This is a genomic window from Calidifontibacillus erzurumensis, from assembly GCF_013303125.1.
Classification (GTDB): Bacteria; Bacillota; Bacilli; order Bacillales; family Bacillaceae_J; genus Calidifontibacillus; species Calidifontibacillus erzurumensis.
The window spans coordinates 87628-106516 of record NZ_JABTTE010000012.1 but is presented as its reverse complement, the minus strand read 5'-3'; the positions used below and the strand labels follow the sequence as shown (position 1 = coordinate 106516).

Sequence of the window (18889 nt, the reverse complement as noted above, 5' to 3'; positions counted from 1 at the left end):
ACTTGGTTCTGCATAAATTCTCTGCAAATCTCTGTACTTCTATTTTGCAATAAACAGTGGGGTGCCAGACCCCTCTGGTGTACCGTCTCTGGCACCGTCTGAGGTGGGGTGCCAGACCCCTCTGGTGCACCATCTGCGGCACCATCTGGGGTGGGGTGCCAGACCCCTCTGGTGCACCATCTGCGGCACCATCTGGGGTGGGGTGCCAGACCCCTCTGGTGTACCGTCTGCGGCACCATCTGAGGTGGGGTGCCAGACCCCTCTGGTGCACCGTCTCTGGTACCGTCTCAGGCACCATTGTTGACTTTTTAAGGTGTTTTTTGTAAAAAACAGTTGTTTTCTATAGCATATTATATGAAGTTTTGTTTATAATGAATGGTATGATTTTCTATAGTTTTTATTATGACAGAACTGATTACATACAAATGCTATCATTCTTTTTTATACAGAGAGGGGTTGCCGTATATGATATCACGATTAACTAGTGAAGAAATTGAAGAGTTATCAATGATTGAGCTTGCCCTTATGATTTTGGAGGAAGAGAAGCAGGCGATAGATTTCTATGAATTATTTAATAAAGTTTGTGATTTGAAGGGATTGTCGCAGGAAGAAAGAGAAGAGCGGATCGCTCGGTTTTATACGGATATGAATGTTGACGGTCGCTTTTTTTGCATCGGCGACAATCGCTGGGGCTTAAGAAACTGGTATCCATATGACCAAGTTGATGAAGAGTTCGCTATTCCTGCTAGAACGAAGAAGAAGAAAGGCAAGAAGAAGCTTGTTGATGATGACTTCGACGATTACGATGAGGATTATGTCGAAGATGATGATTACCTTGAAGATGACGAGGACTTCGATGATGATGATCTATTAGATGATGAAGACGATTATGAAGATGAAGATGATTTTGACCTCGATGAAGATTTTGATGATTCAGAGTTAGATGATTTTGATCTCGATGAAGACTTTGATGATTCTGAGTTAGATGATGTTGACGTCGATGTTGATGTAGATGATGAAGATGAAGAATCAGATGATGAAGAAGATGAAGAATAATCCAATGAATAAATTTTTCGATGCTTGACATTATATATCGAAATCGGTAGAATCTTTCTTGGGCTCTGATGAAACAAATAAATGTTGAGATGAACGAGAAAGTGCTCCCTTTTTTTAGGGCTGCACTTTTTTTATTTTTAGACCCTTCATCTTTTTTTATAAAACATCGCATACTAGTAGGGATGGTTCATTGTAGGCATAGTACCTTTTCAGCAAAAATCACTATGTAAGTTTTGTAAATTTGTGATGTCGACGGCGAACGCTTGCCAATGCAGATCGTCGTTTTTACTTTTTAAGTTTTTAGAAAAGAGGGGAAAAGCATGACGAAATATATTTTCGTTACTGGAGGCGTTGTGTCTTCACTTGGAAAAGGGATTACGGCCGCATCACTTGGTCGTTTATTAAAAAATCGAGGTGTAAATGTTACGATTCAAAAATTTGATCCATATATTAATGTGGACCCTGGAACAATGAGCCCGTATCAACACGGTGAGGTTTTTGTTACTGATGACGGTGCAGAAACAGACCTTGATTTAGGCCATTATGAGCGCTTCATTGATATTAATTTAAGCAAGTATAGCAATGTAACAACTGGTAAAATTTATTCAACAGTTATTAAGAAAGAGCGCCGCGGTGATTATTTAGGAGGAACTGTCCAAGTTATACCGCATATTACAAACGAAATTAAAGATCGCGTGTTCCGTGCTGGCCGCGAAACGAATGCAGATGTAGTTATAACTGAGATCGGTGGAACAGTTGGCGATATTGAATCTTTGCCATTTTTAGAAGCAATTCGCCAAATTAAAAGTGATGTTGGCAGTGAAAATGTTATGTACATCCACTGTACTCTCATTCCGTATATTAAAGCAGCTGGAGAAATGAAAACAAAGCCTACGCAGCACAGTGTAAAAGAATTGCGCAGCCTAGGAATTCAGCCAAATGTAATTGTAACGCGCAATGAAATGCCGCTTACGCAAGATATGAAAGAAAAAATTGCGCTGTTCTGTGATATCGACGTGAAATCAGTCATTGAATGCCGTGATGCGAAAAACTTATATGAAATCCCACTTGCACTGCAAGAACAAGGTTTTGACCAAATTGTATGTGACCATCTCAAGCTTGATACAAAAGAAGCGGATATGACTGAGTGGAAAGCATTAGTAGAGAAAGTAACGAATCTTTCAAAAGAAGTAAAAATTGGTTTAGTCGGAAAATATGTTGAGCTTCAAGATGCTTACATATCTGTAGTTGAAGCATTACGCCATGCTGGATATTATTATGACGCTGATATTAAAGTAAAATGGATCAATGCTGAACATGTGACACCAGAAAACGTAAACGAATTGCTTTCTGATGTGGATGGAGTATTAGTGCCTGGGGGATTCGGTGACCGCGGCATTGAAGGAAAAATTGAAGCAACTCGTTATGCCCGTGAAAATAAAGTACCATTCCTTGGCATTTGCTTAGGAATGCAAATGGCAACAGTTGAATTTGCACGGAATGTACTAGGCTATAAAGAAGCAAATTCAGCTGAATTTAATCCAAATACGCCTCATCCAATCATCGATTTATTGCCAGAACAAAAGGATATCGAAGATTTAGGAGGAACGTTGCGCTTAGGATTATATCCATGCAGAATTATTGAAGGAACGACAGCTCATAAAGCTTATAATGATGTGTTAATTTATGAACGCCATCGCCATCGTTACGAATTTAACAACCAATACCGCCAAGAAATGGAGGAAGCTGGTTTAGTCTTCTCTGGAACAAGCCCTGATGGACGTTTAGTGGAAATTATCGAAGTGAAAGACCATCCTTGGTTTGTCGCATCTCAATTCCATCCTGAATTTAGATCACGTCCAACAAGACCACAACCGCTCTTCCGCGAGTTCATTAATGCATCTTTGATTAATAAAGAGAGCAAGTAATTATTAACGAAAAAATAAGAATAGCTAGGTGGCCCAAAACGCCCCTTTTAAAAAAATGTAAAAACCCTTTCGCCCGGTGTGCGGAAGGGTTTTTATTTTAAGTAGTTGATAGAATTTATATTTGCTTCAAAAACGGCAGGAAGATCATGCTAAGTTGATTTTAAATAAGAATGTTGAATTTCTATCGCAAGTCTATATTCAGTTTTTTAGGGCAATGGCAATCATTTTTCGAGATCTTACTTAGAAGGATTTTTTATTGCTATATGGAAATCAATACAAATATAGAAACCGACCATCTCTGGAGCAGGGCATTACTTGTAGAAGTTAAAATCTTTTAAGGAGCAGCCTTACTAGAAAAAATCACCCCCCTTTGGAGTGCGTTCCTATTAGTAAAAATCAACCCCCTCAGGAGAGCGTCCTTACTAGTAGAAATCAACACCCTTTGGAGAGCGTCCTTACTAGTAAAAATCAAACCCCCTCAGGAGAGCGTTCCTACTAGAAAAAAATCAACCCCCTCAGGAGAGCGTCCTTCCTTGTAAAAGTCAACACCTTCTAGAGCGGGTCCTTGCTTAAAAAAGAAAACACTATCTGGAACGCTCCTTACCTTATTAGACTCCCCATTAGGTATAGAAACTTTTTGAAGAAACTACTTGATTGGGCTAAAAAATCTTTTAGAAGTTGTTTTTAAGGTAATCTACCTTTGTTACCTACTGAACGAGCTTAAAGAAACTTTGTTGGGTGCTGTTAAAAAGCTAATCTAGTAACTGCTTAGCGAACTTAAAAATACATATGTTAGATTCCGCGTTTTAAAGTCTAATAAAAATTTCTACCTACTGAACAATCTGCAAATAATTTAATGCTAAAAAATCATTTTTTTGCTATAAATTCACACTTTCGTTCCCTCTCACCGCTGTTATTACGTAATGTGGTTATTTAGAAAAAACTGTCGATATTTTATTATTAAAATTTGCAGGAAATAGGTGGATATTAGAGAATAATATTAAATTAAGAATTAAAAGATTAATTCCTGAAGAAAAGTCGGGGTGGGTAATATGAGTAGGAAAAAACTTTTAATTGTAGATGATCAGTATGGTATCCGGATTTTGTTAAACGAAGTTTTTCAGAAAGAAGGATATGAAACGTATCAAGCTTCAAATGGAGTACAAGCTCTTGAAATTGTTGAGCAAAACAGACCAGATCTTGTCTTGCTAGATATGAAAATTCCGGGAATGGATGGCATTGAAATTTTAAAACGATTAAAGGAATTTGATCAAAGTATTGAAGTATTTATCATGACGGCCTATGGAGAATTAGATATGATTCAGCAGGCTAAAGATTTAGGGGCACGTACTCATTTTGCAAAACCATTTGACATTGATGAAATACGTGAAGCTGTAAAAGCGCAAGTTCCTCTTGAAGCATAATGAACTTAGAATTATTAAGGTGAGAAGCAAATTCCGTTATGTCGCAAAAAGTTACAACCGTTTTTCGTACCGGATTTTCATCTATCAAAGTTTAATTGCAAGCGCACATATACACATATAATTGAAAACATTTTATATTACATAATTTTTTTAACAAAATGTATCTGCTTCTTACCCGGGGGACAGGGAGACTCCGTTCTAGGTAATGAAAAGCGGTTGCAAAATGATGATGTTTTTATATTGATAAATTTGAGTCAATGAAAACAGGCAAATTACATAATGTTATCTATGAAATCAATTTGGACTTAATGCCAATTGGTTCAATTCGTCATGGAACCTATTATTGTATGAATATCATTGGGCTTATGGTCTTGCGTGAAATGGCACTTTCTCACTAACCTAACCTAAATGGACTCTTAAAATTTTGAATACTGCCAAATGAGAACTTGCATCTTAAATGGTTTTGGCTTGCCCTGTGAATAGATGGTTTGAAAAACTGGATATTCCCCAAATAAAATCTTGAAAGCATCTGACAGTTGTACAGTGTTAGAGTTTGGCCAAGGAAGCAGTTGGCAAATTTCTAAAAGATGCCCGAACCAGCCGTACAGCGTTGTCTTGCTTTGCCCAACGATGTTGTAGGCGGCTTTCATTATGCAATCAGAGCTAGTAGACATTATGAACTTTGAGCTTGTTGGGTACTCTATTAGAGGAAAAAAATTCCGACTAATAATCGTTCCCACAAGCTTATTTGTTGCCCCGACACTTTTCTGCAATTTATTTATTTATATTTCCGTACAAAAGGGATTCTGGAATAATCAATGTATTATGCTATACTTACTATAGTACATAAATTCATTTTTGAATGGAGGACATAGAAAAATGCCTTTAGTTTCAATGACTGAAATGTTAAACAAAGCGAAAAACGAAGGGTATGCTGTAGGGCAATTCAACATTAACAACCTAGAGTATACACAAGCGATTTTAAAAGCTGCACAAGAAGAAAATTCACCAGTGATTTTAGGTGTTTCTGAAGGTGCAGCCAAATATATGGGTGGCTTTAAAACTGTAGTTGCAATGGTTAAAGGTTTAATGGAAGACTATAAAATTACTGTTCCAGTAGCCATTCACCTTGACCATGGTTCAAGCTTTGAAAAATGTGTAGAAGCCATGTATGCAGGTTTCACTTCAGTAATGATTGACGGATCTCACCTGCCATTAGATGAGAACATTGCATTAACGAAAAAAGTTGTTGATGTTGCACATGTATTAGGTGTATCTGTTGAAGCTGAATTAGGACGCATCGGCGGACAAGAAGATGATTTAGTTGTTGAAGATGCTGAAGCAATGTATGCAATTCCAGCTGAGTGCGAACGTTTAGTTCGTGAAACAGGCGTTGATTGTTTCGCACCTGCTTTAGGATCTGTACACGGCCCTTATAAAGGAGAGCCAAAACTTGGTTTTGACCGTATGAAAGAAATTATGGAACTTACTGGTGTACCGTTAGTATTGCATGGAGGTACAGGTATTCCGTTAAAAGATATTCAAAAAGCAATTTCTCTTGGTACAGCAAAAATAAATGTCAATACAGAAAACCAAATTACATCTACAAAAACAGTTCGTCAAATCTTAGCAGAAAAGCCAGATCTATATGATACACGTAAATTTATGGGACCAGCACGGGATACAATTAAAGAAACAGTAATTGGAAAAATTCGTGAATTTGGTTCATCTAATAAAGCATAAGTGTCTCAGTACTTGACGAGCAAATCTTGTTTTTAATGGTAATGAAAAATAGGTAAAATCATAAAGAAACCGCCATCCCAACGGCGGTTTCACATTTCCATCTTGCTATACATGAATAAATCAAAGAGGAACACCAGAAACCAAAACTTCATCACGGTGTTTTTTACATAAAATCCACGGTCAGTAAAAAAGTGACTGAAAAACGGCAACAGTGTTTAATGAAAATCGATCCGTGTTCACCGCTTTTTTATTCACCGTAACATATTTCATATGGAATGAAGAGACCGAAAACGATCGGATGATTCGACTTGATTTAATAAAAGCACTTATTGATCCAGTGAAAAAACATCTAAATGTTCAACTGGATTTTAACAGTGCCTAAATCATCATCTTAAAGGTTTTTATTTTTGACTAAAGGAGAGAGTAAATTTGAAATTTTTCATCGATACAGCGAATATTGATGAGATCCGTGAAGCGAATGCATTAGGAATTTTAGACGGTGTTACAACAAACCCTAGTCTAGTTGCAAAGGAAAATGTATCGTTTCATGATCGTTTAAGAGAAATTGCTGCTGAAGTAACCCAAGGTTCGATCAGTGCGGAAGTTATTTCACTTAAAGCAGAAGAAATGATTGAAGAAGGGAAACAATTGGCAGCGATTGCACCAAATATTACGATCAAAGTGCCAATGACACCAGATGGATTAAAAGCGGTTAAAGTGTTTAAAGAGCTTGGCATTAAAACAAATGTAACGCTCATTTTTTCTGCTAATCAAGCATTGTTGGCTGCAAGAGCAGGCGCAACTTATGTATCTCCATTCTTAGGACGTTTAGATGATATCGGCCATGACGGTTTAGCATTGATTGAGCAAATTGCTGATATTTTTGCAATCCATGGCATTGAAACAGAAATTATCGCTGCTTCCATTCGCCACCCAATGCATATTACAGAAGCGGCATTAAAAGGTGCTCATATCGCAACAGTTCCTTACAAAGTACTCATGCAGCTTTTCAATCATCCATTAACAGATATCGGCATCGAGAAATTTTTAGCAGATTGGAACAAAACGAAAGAAGGCAAGGCATAAAACGATTTCTTCCTGAATAAGAAGATGAAATGTCTACCTTTTGGGAAAAAAGTCTAAGCTAATAGTATAGAACATTTTTGTATTTAAATGTGTTTTACTCATCTACGAAAAATACGGCCATCGGTAATGGTTGAAAAATTTTGTATCCAAACAGCAAGACGAAAATTCACGAATGAAAAAGGGGGCTTAGTGTGGTAGATGGAAAAATTAATTATTGAAGGCGGTCATCCTTTAAAAGGTACTGTCCGGATCAGCGGTGCAAAAAATAGTGCGGTTGCTTTAATACCAGCGGCCATTTTGGCAGAATCAGAAGTAACGATTGATGGGTTGCCGAATATTTCTGATGTACATACGCTATGCGGATTACTTGAAGAGATCGGCGGCAAGGTGACTTTGGAAAATGATAAAGTGACGATTGACCCGTCTAAGATGGTATCGATGCCATTGCCAAATGGAAAGGTAAAAAAGCTGCGTGCTTCTTATTACTTAATGGGTGCCATGCTTGGCCGGTTTAAGCAAGCTGTCATCGGTTTGCCTGGCGGCTGCCACCTAGGCCCTCGACCTATAGATCAGCATATTAAAGGATTTGAAGCGCTTGGCGCAAAAGTAACGAACGAACATGGCGCTATTTATTTACGGGCAGAAGAATTGGTTGGAGCTCGGATTTATCTCGACGTTGTCAGCGTAGGTGCTACGATCAATATTATGTTGGCTGCCGTTCGGGCAAAAGGACAAACGATCATAGAAAATGCAGCGAAAGAACCGGAAATTATTGATGTAGCAACACTTCTTACAAGCATGGGCGCAAAAATTAAAGGAGCCGGCACGGACGTGATTCGGATTGAAGGTGTCGAAAAATTACACGGCTGCCGTCATACGATCATTCCGGATCGGATTGAAGCAGGTACATATATGATCATGGCTGTAGCTCAAGGTGAAGAAGTGCTTATCGATAATGTCATTCCGCAGCATTTAGAATCGTTAATAGCGAAACTGCGTGAAATGGGAGCCAATATTAAAATAAGCGATGATCAAGTTCTTGTAACAAAAGTACCGGAACTAAAAATGGTCGATATTAAAACATTAGTGTACCCTGGCTTTCCAACAGATTTGCAACAGCCATTCACTTCGCTTTTAACAAAAGCCGTTGGCACCGGGCTTGTCACAGATACGATTTACAGTGCCCGCTTTAAACATATCGATGAACTAAGAAGAATGAATGCGAATGTAAAAGTTGAAGGCAGTTCAGCTATTGTTACTGGTCCTGTAACGCTGCAAGGTGCGAAAGTAAAAGTTTCTGATTTAAGAGCTGGCGCAGCTTTAGTTATTGCAGGTTTAATGGCAAATGGCATGACGGAAATAACAGGATTGGAGCATATCGACCGCGGTTATGAGAATTTAGAAGAAAAGCTTACAAATTTAGGTGCTGTCGTCTGGCGAAAAAAAATGACTGAAGAGGAGATCAATCATTTTCAAAATTCATAAACCATGGGAGAGGATTGAATCATGGAAAGAAGTTTATCAATGGAATTAGTGCGGGTAACGGAAGCGGCTGCCCTTGCGTCTGCTAGATGGATGGGACGCGGGAAAAAAGAAGAAGCAGATAATGCTGCGACTGAAGCAATGAGGAAAGTATTCGATACAATTCCGATGCATGGGACTGTTGTTATTGGTGAAGGTGAAATGGACGAAGCGCCGATGCTTTATATTGGTGAGGAGCTAGGGACAAAACAGGGTCCAAAAGTCGATGTTGCTGTCGATCCTCTTGAAGGAACGAATATTCTTGCTTCAGGTTCATGGGGAGCTTTTGCTGTGATTGCTGTGGCTGACCAAGGTAATTTGTTGCATGCACCTGACATGTATATGGAAAAAATCGCTGTTGGTCCAGATGCAGCCGGCAAAATTGATATTAATGCACCTGTTATTGATAACTTGCGAGCTGTTGCCAAAGCGAAAAACAAAGATATTGAAGATGTAGTTGCTATTATTTTAAATCGTCCACGTCATGAAAAAATTATTTCTGAAATTCGTGAAGCAGGTGCCCGTATTAAGTTAATTTCCGATGGCGACGTGGCAGCAGCTTTAAATACAGCTTTTGATTTTACTGGTGTTGACATCATGTTTGGAACAGGCGGTGCGCCTGAAGGTGTTTTAGCAGCGGTCGGTTTGAAATGTTTAGGCGGCGAGCTGCAAGGAAAATTGAAACCGCAAAATGAGGAAGAACTAAGACGCTGCCATGAAATGGGCATTACTGATATTAATAAAGTGTTAATGATGGAAGATCTTGTTCGTGGAGACGACTGTATTTTCGCAGCAACTGGTGTAACCGATGGCGAGTTGTTAAAAGGTGTTCAATTTAAAGGAAGCATTGCAACCACACAATCCTTAGTCATGCGTGCGAAATCAGGTACTGTTCGCTTTATTGATGGTCGTCATATGTTGAAAAAGAAACCGAATCTAGTTATGAAATAAAGTTTCGTCCTATAATGGATATGTAAAAAATCATAGTTTATGATGCAAGATCTTTTGCAGATTTTGGCAAAATAATTATTTTGAAAAAATCTTATGTGATGCTTTATAATTTTGTATTGGCTTGGTTGAGGAAACGATTGATCAAGGAAAATAGCAGCTGTCATGTAACAGGAAATTCTATAAGCAAAGTAATGAAGGAAGGGAGAAGGGCTTGCTTAGAGCCAATGATTTTGTATCTGGAAGTGGAAAAAGATTTTATCCAATGGTTATTGGTTGAAATCATTTGGACGGAAAAGCAAAGACATTTGAAAAAGCAAGCCCCAATCCAACGAACTGCAGCCCGCGAAAAAACATTTGATACTTAAAACTTTTATGAGCGAGAAAGCAAACGGCTTTCAGTTTTGTGTAATCGTTAAAAATTTTAAGCAGAAATAAGAGATATTCGATTACTCCAATGGTTGGCGATGAAAACTTGGCTCAAGTGTAATAGACCCCAAAAGTTTTGGAAAGTGCTGAGAACACGAAGGGTTTCAATCTATTGTAATCGGTAAAATTTTTAAGATGAAAAACGAGATCAATGGAGAATCTAATCCTTCCAACGGTTGGCGGTTGAAACTCTGGCCCAAGTGTAATATTTAACGGATGACTACAAAAAGTTTTGGAAAGTGCTGAGAACACGAAGGTCTTTAATCTAGTGTAATCGGTAAAATTTTTAAGGTGAAAAACGAGATCAATGGAGAATCTAATCCTTCTAACGGTTGGCGGTTGAAACTCTGGTCCAAGTGTAATATTTAACGGATGACTACAAAAAGTTTTGGAAAGTACTGAGAACACGAAGGTCTTCAATCTAGTGTAATCGGTAAAATTTTTAAGGTGAAAAACGAGATCAATGGAGAATCCAGTCCTTCTAACGGTTGGCAGATGAAAACTTGGCTCAAGTGTAATAGTAAAGAATGACCCCAAAAGTTTTGGTAAAGTGCTGAGATCCTAAGAGGCTTAATCTAGTGTAAGAGGAAAAATTTTAAGACAAAAAACAAGATCATTGTTGAATCCTTTCCCTCCCCAACAGTTACCAGTTGAAATTATTAAATTGCCTAAAAAATGACCCATTGATAAATTTTTTGAGAAAAAGAATCTAAAATTCAACAAATCACAGAGAAAATATTAGGGTAGAAAAATAAACCTACAAGAGAAAATCGAGTTTGAAACTTGCTTTTAGCAGCAATAATGATTAAAGCGGAAAAACAAAGTTATGGAAAAAGCATGCTTCCATTCAATGATAAAATGGTTGAAAACATTAGTGCGAAAAAACGAAGTGATGATCAAGCGTGATTAGGGCGAATGATACCAATAATTACTGGTAAAGGGCTCAATGCAAAGCTAATAAGATGGTAATGCCCTTTTTAAAACTATTCTAAAAAAGAACAACTGTTTGATTTTTCTGTAAAGTGTGATATACTTGTAATGATAGTCCACCCCGACTAAAATTATATTATTTTAAGAGACAACAAACTACCAATTTCCAACTTCACAATTAAGGAACATCCTTCTCGCGCATTCAACTTCATTGTTTTTATTTCCTTATTTATCGAAAGCTAGGTCGCTTTGCTATTTGGTAAGGCAGTGTTCTGTCTTGCGTAATTTTTTATTACATAGAAAAAATAAAATAAAGAGTGGTGTAAAGATGTCGTTAACAATTTCTCATTTAGAAAATATGAAATTAAAAGAATTGTATGAGCTTGCACGTGAATTAAAAATTTCTTATTACAGTAAACTCAATAAAAAAGAATTGATTTTTTCTATTTTAAAAGCAAGAGCGGAACAAGACGGTTTGTTATTCATGGAAGGTGTTTTAGAAATTATTCCTTCTGAAGGGTTCGGCTTCTTAAGACCAATTAATTATTCTCCGAGTGCTGAGGATATCTACATCTCCGCTTCGCAAATTAGACGTTTTGATTTGCGTAATGGCGATAAAGTTTCTGGTAAAGTCCGTCCTCCTAAAGAAAGCGAGCGGTATTATGGGCTTTTGCATGTTGAGGCCGTCAATGGGGAAGATCCAGAAACTGCGAAAGAACGGGTTCATTTTCCAGCGTTAACACCTCTTTATCCGGATCGTCAAATGGTTCTTGAAACTGACCCAGAACACCTTTCAACAAGAATTATGGATATTATCGCTCCAGTCGGTTTTGGCCAGCGCGGTTTAATTGTGGCACCTCCTAAGGCAGGAAAAACCGTTTTGCTTAAAGAAATTGCTAACAGCATTACAACTAACCACCCTGATGCTGAATTGATTGTTTTATTAATTGATGAAAGACCGGAAGAAGTGACAGATATCGAACGTTCTGTCAAAGGCGATGTTGTTAGTTCCACATTTGATGAAGTGCCAGAAAATCATATTAAAGTGGCTGAACTTGTATTGGAAAGAGCGATGCGTTTAGTAGAACATAAGAAAGATGTCGTCATTCTTATGGACAGTATCACTCGTTTAGCAAGGGCTTACAACCTTGTCATTCCACCAAGTGGAAGAACTCTATCTGGTGGTATTGACCCTGCTGCTTTTCATCGTCCAAAACGTTTCTTTGGTGCTGCTCGTAATATTGAAGAGGGAGGCAGCCTAACAATTTTGGCAACAGCTTTAATTGATACTGGTTCAAGAATGGATGATGTTATTTACGAGGAATTTAAAGGTACAGGTAATATGGAGCTTCATTTGGATCGTAGTTTGGCAGAACGCCGCATTTTCCCTGCTATTGATATTCGCCGCTCGGGTACACGTCGGGAAGAACTGCTGCTTCCAAAGAGCCATTTAGAAAAACTTTGGGCTATTCGCCGAACAATGACGGATACGCCTGACTTTGTCGAACGTTTCTTAAAACGGTTAAAAAGTACAAAAACAAACGAAGAGTTCTTCCAAAAGATGGAAGAAGAAATGCGTGGAATTGCGAGCAAAAGATAACTTGATTAGATGGTAAAAAGTAATTGTTATCCAAAATCCAGTTAGACTCGTGTGAAATGTTACTTTGTCCTGCAAAAGGCTGAGAGGCTTGTACAGGCAAAGCAATTGAGCGTTTGAATATATTTTTTAGTAGGTAAGCCGGTATAGGTTTTTTTAGGTGTTGAACATATTTTAAGGTAGGTAAACCTGCAAGTGGTCGAGGTTTGAGGGAATGTTAGAACTTTTGAAGTGGAAAAATTTTTCTGATTAGGAAAACGCTTGGAACGGAATTTTGGCAGGAGTAAAGTGCACTTGTGATAAACAGATTGGAATCTCAATACATGGAGATAGGTCAAACCAATTTTAAAATTAAAGTGAATAGAAGGATGTTGGAGAATAAGATCTGTGAAATTAATAGAAAAGAGTGCGTAAAATGAAATCTTGCATTCATATTTTATTCCTGCTATAATTTTTTCATGTGTGTAAAAGTAAACTCTGTTTCCTCAGGATTCAGGGCGGAAGGAGATGAAAGATATGAAACAAGGGATTCACCCAAATTATAAAAAAGTAATGGTACAATGTGCATGTGGTAACGAATTTGAGAGCGGTTCAGTAAAAGATGTAGTTAAAGTGGAAATTTGCTCTGAGTGCCATCCATTTTATACTGGCCGTCAAAAATTCGCTGATGCTGGTGGACGTGTGGATCGCTTCAAGAAAAAATACAATCTTAAATAATTGTATGATTCGAAAGCCACAGCATGTAGAAAAGCTAGTGGAATTGGGAATTTATAAATTTCAAAGGGTTGTCTCAAAAGTGTCGTGCATCTTTTTTGATGCAAAAAAGGCCGCATAAAGGTATGTGGAATTAGACACATTTTGGGACAACCTTTTTATACTTTTATCTATATTTGTTATTGCAAGGTAATAGATGCAGGTTTTATCGCGGCTGAGTCAATAGTTATAGATGGATTCAGATATTTAGTAATGGTAAAAATAAGCACTCAGACCGAACTTGTATTTACCCTGACAAAGATCTTTTGAATATATATGGAAATGGGATTTTTTTAAAATTCTAAGGATCGTAATTTTGATAGCTAAGCAGCAGCTTGGGGGGAATTGAAGACAATATGTATGTAATGAAACAAAAAGGTTCGGTTGAGTTGATTTGCGGAAGCATGTTTTCTGGGAAATCAGAGGAATTAATACGGAGAATTCGCAGAGCGGAATATGCGAAACTTTCGGTTCAAGTGTTTAAACCTGTCATCGATAACCGTTATAGCCAAACTTCGGTTGTTTCACATAATGGTGCATCGGTTCAAGCCGTGCCGGTAGAAAGCGCGTCCAATATTTTGCAATTAGTAAAGCCAGAGACGGATGTAATCGGAATTGATGAAGTTCAGTTTTTTGATGATCAAATCATCGAAGTTGTGCAATATTTGGCGGATCAAGGATATCATGTCATTTGTGCTGGTTTGGATTTAGATTTTCGAGGTGAACCATTTGGTTCCATGCCGGTATTAATGGCTATGGCTGAAACAGTAACGAAATTACAAGCGATTTGTGTTCAGTGCGGTTCCCCAGCGAGCCGGACGCAGCGGCTAATTAACGGAAAACCAGCTTCTTATAATGAGCCAGTAATCTTGGTTGGAGCTTCTGAATCCTATGAACCTCGATGCCGCCATTGCCATGAAGTGCCAGGCAAAGCTGCTTTTCAACCTCAGTATTTAAAATCTTAAGGATGATTGGTCCAAGGGTTTTCATACACCTTCTTAGCGATCTCATCACATTAATATTTTATAGATGATTGATTTTCGATGGAGATCCGGTTGACATTAACATGATCTCTCCGTATTAACATTTTATGGATGACTGGTTCGGAGATTTTGAGGAATATTGGGTAAAACATTTGTATGGAGAGTTAGAAAGCAAATTTTGTTCATTTTTCTATTTCAACATCTCTTGGGAAAGAACTAAATAGATATAGGCAATGGAAGTCAAAATTGTATGATTTAGGCAATTTTGGCTTTTTTATTTTTGTATGGAATGGAGTTATTTTGGCAACCTACATTTAGAGGAGGTGCCGTCAAATGAATAAACTAGCAATTTTTATCGTGATCTTGTTTCTAAGTGCTTGTAATGTTTGGAGCAATAATGAAGCTGGTGTACAGCCATTGGAAACTAGAAATGCATTAAAAGATAATGAAGGCTCTAAGATGGAACCAACCACATATTTAGAGGGTGAGATCACTGATATTGCGGATCGCAACCCAAATTTCTTGGATCTAAACAACGAGAATGAGGCGCATAATAATCGAGGAGCATACCAACAAAAATTGCGTGAAATCGTTGAAAGCACTCAAGTTTTTGATGCCGGCATGATCTATATCAATGGTCATCGAGCTGTTGTAAATGTCACACCGACACGACAACTTTCAGAAAGAGAACTAGAAAAACATGCAAATGAACTCGAAAAGAAATTAGTCAATGCTGTTCCCCGCTTTAAAATTGATCTTCGAGTAAGAAACAACGGTTAATCAACAAAAAATTGAAATTGTTATAGGCCCAACCCAATCTCTCTGGCACCATCTGTGTTGCGGTGCCAGACCCTTCTGATGTACCGTCTCCGGCACCAAGTCTGGCACCATCTGCGTTGCGGTGTCAGACCCTTCTGGTGCACCATCTCCGGTACGGTCTGCGGCACCATCTGTGTTGCGGTGCCAGACCCCTCTGATGTACCGTCTCCGGCACCAAGTTCGGCACCACCTGCGGTATGGTGTCAGACCCCTCTGGAGTACCGCCTCCTGTACCTTTTCCGGCACTATGCAAGTCAAATTCCCTGCTAACGATAACCGTTTAAGGTTTTATTCCTTTTGGATATTGAAAGCCCAAACTTTTTTACTTCCGCTCTCTGCAAATTTCATACATATTTTGACTAGCAATTTCTCATGTACTATAATTGAAATGTTATGGACTTATATGATGGGGTGAGTATGCGTGTTAGACCGTTTGCAATCGATTGAAAATCGGTATGAAAAGTTAAATGAGCTGCTGAGCGATCCAGCAGTTATTAATGATACGGAAAAATTACGTGAGTATTCTAAAGAACAGGCTAGTATTGAAGAAACTGTTCAAGTTTACCGTGAATATAAAAAAGTTGTACAGCAACTGAAAGATGCGAAAGCGATGCTTGAAGAAAAGCTTGATCCGGAAATGCGTGAAATGGTAAAAGAAGAAGTTGCTGAACTTTCAGAACAGGAAGAACAATTAACAGAACGTTTAAGAATTTTACTTTTACCGAAAGATCCAAATGATGAGAAAAACGTAATCGTTGAAATCCGCGGTGCTGCAGGTGGAGATGAGGCTGCCTTGTTTGCTGGAGATTTGTACAGAATGTATACACGTTATGCTGAATCACAAGGTTGGAAAATCGATGTGATTGAAGCCAATACAACGGGATTAGGCGGTTACAAAGAAATCATCTTTATGATCAACGGAAAGGGAGCCTATTCAAAACTAAAATTTGAAAATGGTGCACACCGTGTTCAACGGGTTCCTGAAACTGAATCAGGCGGCCGCATACATACGTCAACAGCCACGGTTGCCGTACTTCCTGAAGCGGAAGAAATTGAAGTTGAAATTAATGAAAAAGACATCCGCGTTGATACATTTGCATCAAGCGGTCCTGGTGGACAAAGCGTAAACACTACGATGTCAGCTGTTCGTTTGACACATATTCCAACAGGTATTGTAGTATCCTGCCAGGATGAAAAATCGCAAATTAAGAACAAAGAAAAAGCGATGAAAGTTTTGCGTGCTCGTATTTATGATAAGTACCAACAAGAAGCACAAGCTGAATACGATCAAACTCGTAAATCTGCTGTTGGAACAGGCGATCGTTCCGAACGTATCCGTACGTACAACTTCCCGCAAAACCGCGTAACCGATCACCGCATCGGTTTAACGCTCCAAAAACTTGATCAAGTTTTGGAAGGAAAACTTGATGAGATTATTGATGCTCTTATTTTAGATGACCAAACGAAAAAAATGGAGCAAGCAAATCAATGATGAAACCGAGTTTTTCGAAAGTTTACGAAGCCCTCAATTGGGCTTCTTCTTTTTTAGAAGATCATAAGCGGGAAAAATTTGCGGCAGAAATTTTGCTCAAATATCATCTCAATATGTCGCGATCACAGCTATATTCTTCGCTGCGGGAAGAATGGCAGGATGAAGAAGCAAAAGATGCTTTTGTAAAAGATGTCTATACACATGCACTTGAAGGGGTGCCCGTCCAATATTTGGTCGGTTATGAGGAGTTTTATGGTCGCAAATTTATAGTCAATGAAGAAGTGCTAATTCCGCGGCCGGAAACGGAAGAATTAATCGAAGGAGTTTTACGAAGAAAAAAAGAGCACTTTCCAAAAGATGCGAAGCTTGATGTCGTTGATGTGGGCACTGGAAGCGGCATTATTGCTATTACTTTGGCGTTGGAGGATCCTGCATTAAACGTAACAGCAACAGATATATCTAGTGAATCACTGAAAGTTGCCAAAATGAATGCTGAAAAACTTGGGGCAAGCATTCGATTCATTGAAGGTGATTTGCTTACTCCATTCATAGAGCAAGGAGAGAAGTTTGATATCATCGTTTCCAACCCTCCTTATATACCTGAAGCAGAAATCGCAACTTTATCTGTTATTGTCAAAGATCACGAACCGCTGCGTGCTTTAGTAGGTGGAGAAGATGGCTTGGCGCTTTACCGGCGATTCATGGAGCAACTTCCACTTGTTGTAAAAGACCATGCCCTTATTGCATTTGAAATCGGAACAGGTCAAGGAGAAGCTGTTTCTGAAATGTTACGCACCACTTTTCATGAAAAAGGCATTCAAGTAGAGGTTGCGTATGACATTAATGGAAAAGATCGAATGGTATTTGGAGCTTTTTAGAGGTGTCAGAAATTCATTGGTAGAGGGGTTAGTAGAGGAAATAGGCGCCCAGTGGAAGAAGTGACAATAGAAAATTCAGTAGAGAGGTTAGTAATTCGCAGGCAGAAGTATCACAAGAAGTACAGCAGAGGGGTCAGGCACCGCACCACAGACGGTGCCACAGACCGTACAAGAGACGGTACTCCAGAGGGGTCAGGCCCCGCACTGCAGATGGTGCCGGAGACGGTACTGGAGATGGTGCACCAGAGGGGTCAGGCCCCGCACTGCAGATGGTGCCGGAGACGGTACCGGAGAAGGTGCATCAGAGGGGTCAGGCACCCAAAGGTAGAAGTACCACCAGAGGACCCCTCCCCTCGGTAAAGGATCATCAGAAGGGCCGGCACCTTCACTTAGGTGTTTCTCTTCAGGTGCCGATCCCATTTCTTTATCTCTATCGATTGCTCTATTAAACTATTTTTGAAAAAATTTTAAATTTACTAGTTTAAGATTCTTCCATTTTGTCCACACTGTCTTAGTGAAGGACGGTGGAGAGAAAATGACAAAAAGAAATCAAGCAATCATTTTTATAATTTTACTATTGATTGGTGCAAATTTAATTCAAGTTTTTGATAGAGCAATTGCTGAGGCAAATGGGCCTGTTGTAATTCCAGATGAAGCTATTCGTTTACGAATTCTTGCAAACAGTAATTCAGATGAAGACCAAGCGTTAAAGAGAAAAGTACGTGATGCAGTAAACGCTGAAATTACGACATGGGTAGAAGACTTAACATCAATCGAGGCGGCTAGAGCATTAATCGAGAGCCGAGTTGATGAAATTGAGGAAATTGCGTATGAAGTGTTAGCTGAAGAAGGCAGCAACCAAACTGTTCAAGTTGAATTTGGTCAAGTTAACTTTCCGACGAAAATTTATGGTAACTATATTTATCCAGCAGGCCAGTATGAAGCAATTTTAATTACGCTTGGAGAAGGGGAAGGTGCCAATTGGTGGTGCGTTTTATTCCCTCCTTTATGTTTCCTAGATTTTTCAAACGGAGACGCAGTAATGGAGCCTGGTGATGAAGAAGAGCAGGATTCTGAAGAAGAAGTGGAAGTTAAATTTTTTGTTATAGTGTTGTTTGAAAAATTAATGGATCTCTTTTAGATTTAAGAAATCTATGAAACTGTGGATGAGCTGGGGAAGTTTTTGAGGGTTAAGAAAAACGTTATAGGGGTGAGCGGCTAAACATTTCACAGTGATTGTTAAATAAAATAAGTTATTGAAAAAGACGTGCCGACTTAAGTCGTCCAGTTTCTCAGCGATTT

General features: G+C 38.7%; 16 protein-coding genes. All 16 read left to right on the top strand.

The annotated features are described in order from the left end of the window. Nucleotides 1–465 precede the first annotated feature (465 nt). The 16 genes from rpoE to spoIIR all read left to right on the top strand — a co-directional run bounded on the left by rpoE (nucleotide 466) and on the right by spoIIR (nucleotide 18728). Entirely contained in the window at nucleotides 466–1056 is a 591-nt protein-coding gene (rpoE, locus tag HR057_RS10140; RefSeq protein ID WP_173731315.1) for a DNA-directed RNA polymerase subunit delta, read from the top strand. A 320-nt stretch (nucleotides 1057–1376) separates the two neighbouring features. Then, nucleotides 1377–2984, top strand: a complete 1608-nt coding sequence (locus tag HR057_RS10135; protein WP_173731314.1) for a CTP synthase — start codon at nucleotides 1377–1379, stop codon at nucleotides 2982–2984. 1052 nt (nucleotides 2985–4036) lie between these two features. Further along, nucleotides 4037–4408: a response regulator gene (locus tag HR057_RS10130; protein ID WP_173731313.1), complete on the top strand. Its 372-nt coding sequence runs from the start codon at nucleotides 4037–4039 to the stop codon at nucleotides 4406–4408. 879 nt (nucleotides 4409–5287) lie between these two features. Then, the gene (fba, locus tag HR057_RS10125) at nucleotides 5288–6151 is read left to right on the top strand and encodes a class II fructose-1,6-bisphosphate aldolase (RefSeq protein WP_173731312.1); all 864 of its coding nucleotides are present in this window, start codon (nucleotides 5288–5290) and stop codon (nucleotides 6149–6151) included. A 429-nt stretch (nucleotides 6152–6580) separates the two neighbouring features. Next, on the top strand, nucleotides 6581–7237 hold the full coding sequence (gene fsa, locus HR057_RS10120; RefSeq protein ID WP_173731311.1) for a fructose-6-phosphate aldolase: 657 nt from the start codon (nucleotides 6581–6583) through the stop codon (nucleotides 7235–7237). Between the two features lie 198 nt (nucleotides 7238–7435). Next, nucleotides 7436–8722 (top strand): UDP-N-acetylglucosamine 1-carboxyvinyltransferase, encoded by a 1287-nt coding sequence (locus HR057_RS10115; protein ID WP_173731310.1) that lies wholly within the window; start codon nucleotides 7436–7438, stop codon nucleotides 8720–8722. Between the two features lie 21 nt (nucleotides 8723–8743). Next, nucleotides 8744–9709 (top strand): class II fructose-bisphosphatase, encoded by a 966-nt coding sequence (glpX, locus tag HR057_RS10110; protein WP_173731309.1) that lies wholly within the window; start codon nucleotides 8744–8746, stop codon nucleotides 9707–9709. Between the two features lie 137 nt (nucleotides 9710–9846). Continuing rightward, nucleotides 9847–10074, top strand: a complete 228-nt coding sequence (locus HR057_RS10105) for a hypothetical protein (RefSeq protein WP_173731308.1) — start codon at nucleotides 9847–9849, stop codon at nucleotides 10072–10074. Nucleotides 10075–10918: 844 nt separating this feature from the next. After that, entirely contained in the window at nucleotides 10919–11041 is a 123-nt protein-coding gene (locus HR057_RS17235; RefSeq protein ID WP_268990204.1) for a hypothetical protein, read from the top strand. Between the two features lie 352 nt (nucleotides 11042–11393). Beyond that, a complete protein-coding gene (gene rho / locus HR057_RS10100) occupies nucleotides 11394–12665 on the top strand; it encodes a transcription termination factor Rho (protein ID WP_173731307.1) in 1272 nt (423 codons plus the stop codon). A 513-nt stretch (nucleotides 12666–13178) separates the two neighbouring features. Beyond that, nucleotides 13179–13379: a 50S ribosomal protein L31 gene (gene rpmE, locus HR057_RS10095; protein WP_173731306.1), complete on the top strand. Its 201-nt coding sequence runs from the start codon at nucleotides 13179–13181 to the stop codon at nucleotides 13377–13379. A 392-nt stretch (nucleotides 13380–13771) separates the two neighbouring features. Then, nucleotides 13772–14380: a thymidine kinase gene (locus tag HR057_RS10090; protein WP_173731305.1), complete on the top strand. Its 609-nt coding sequence runs from the start codon at nucleotides 13772–13774 to the stop codon at nucleotides 14378–14380. 351 nt (nucleotides 14381–14731) lie between these two features. After that, entirely contained in the window at nucleotides 14732–15178 is a 447-nt protein-coding gene (locus HR057_RS10085) for a hypothetical protein (protein WP_173731304.1), read from the top strand. A 460-nt stretch (nucleotides 15179–15638) separates the two neighbouring features. Beyond that, a complete protein-coding gene (gene prfA, locus HR057_RS10080; RefSeq protein ID WP_173731303.1) occupies nucleotides 15639–16709 on the top strand; it encodes a peptide chain release factor 1 in 1071 nt (356 codons plus the stop codon). Next, the gene (gene prmC, locus HR057_RS10075; RefSeq protein ID WP_173731322.1) at nucleotides 16709–17587 is read left to right on the top strand and encodes a peptide chain release factor N(5)-glutamine methyltransferase; all 879 of its coding nucleotides are present in this window, start codon (nucleotides 16709–16711) and stop codon (nucleotides 17585–17587) included. The genes prfA and prmC overlap by 1 nt, the downstream gene beginning before the upstream one ends. A gap of 535 nt (nucleotides 17588–18122) precedes the next feature. Beyond that, complete coding sequence (gene spoIIR / locus HR057_RS10070; protein WP_173731302.1) at nucleotides 18123–18728, top strand: stage II sporulation protein R; 606 nt, start codon at nucleotides 18123–18125, stop codon at nucleotides 18726–18728. Nucleotides 18729–18889: the final 161 nt, after the last annotated feature.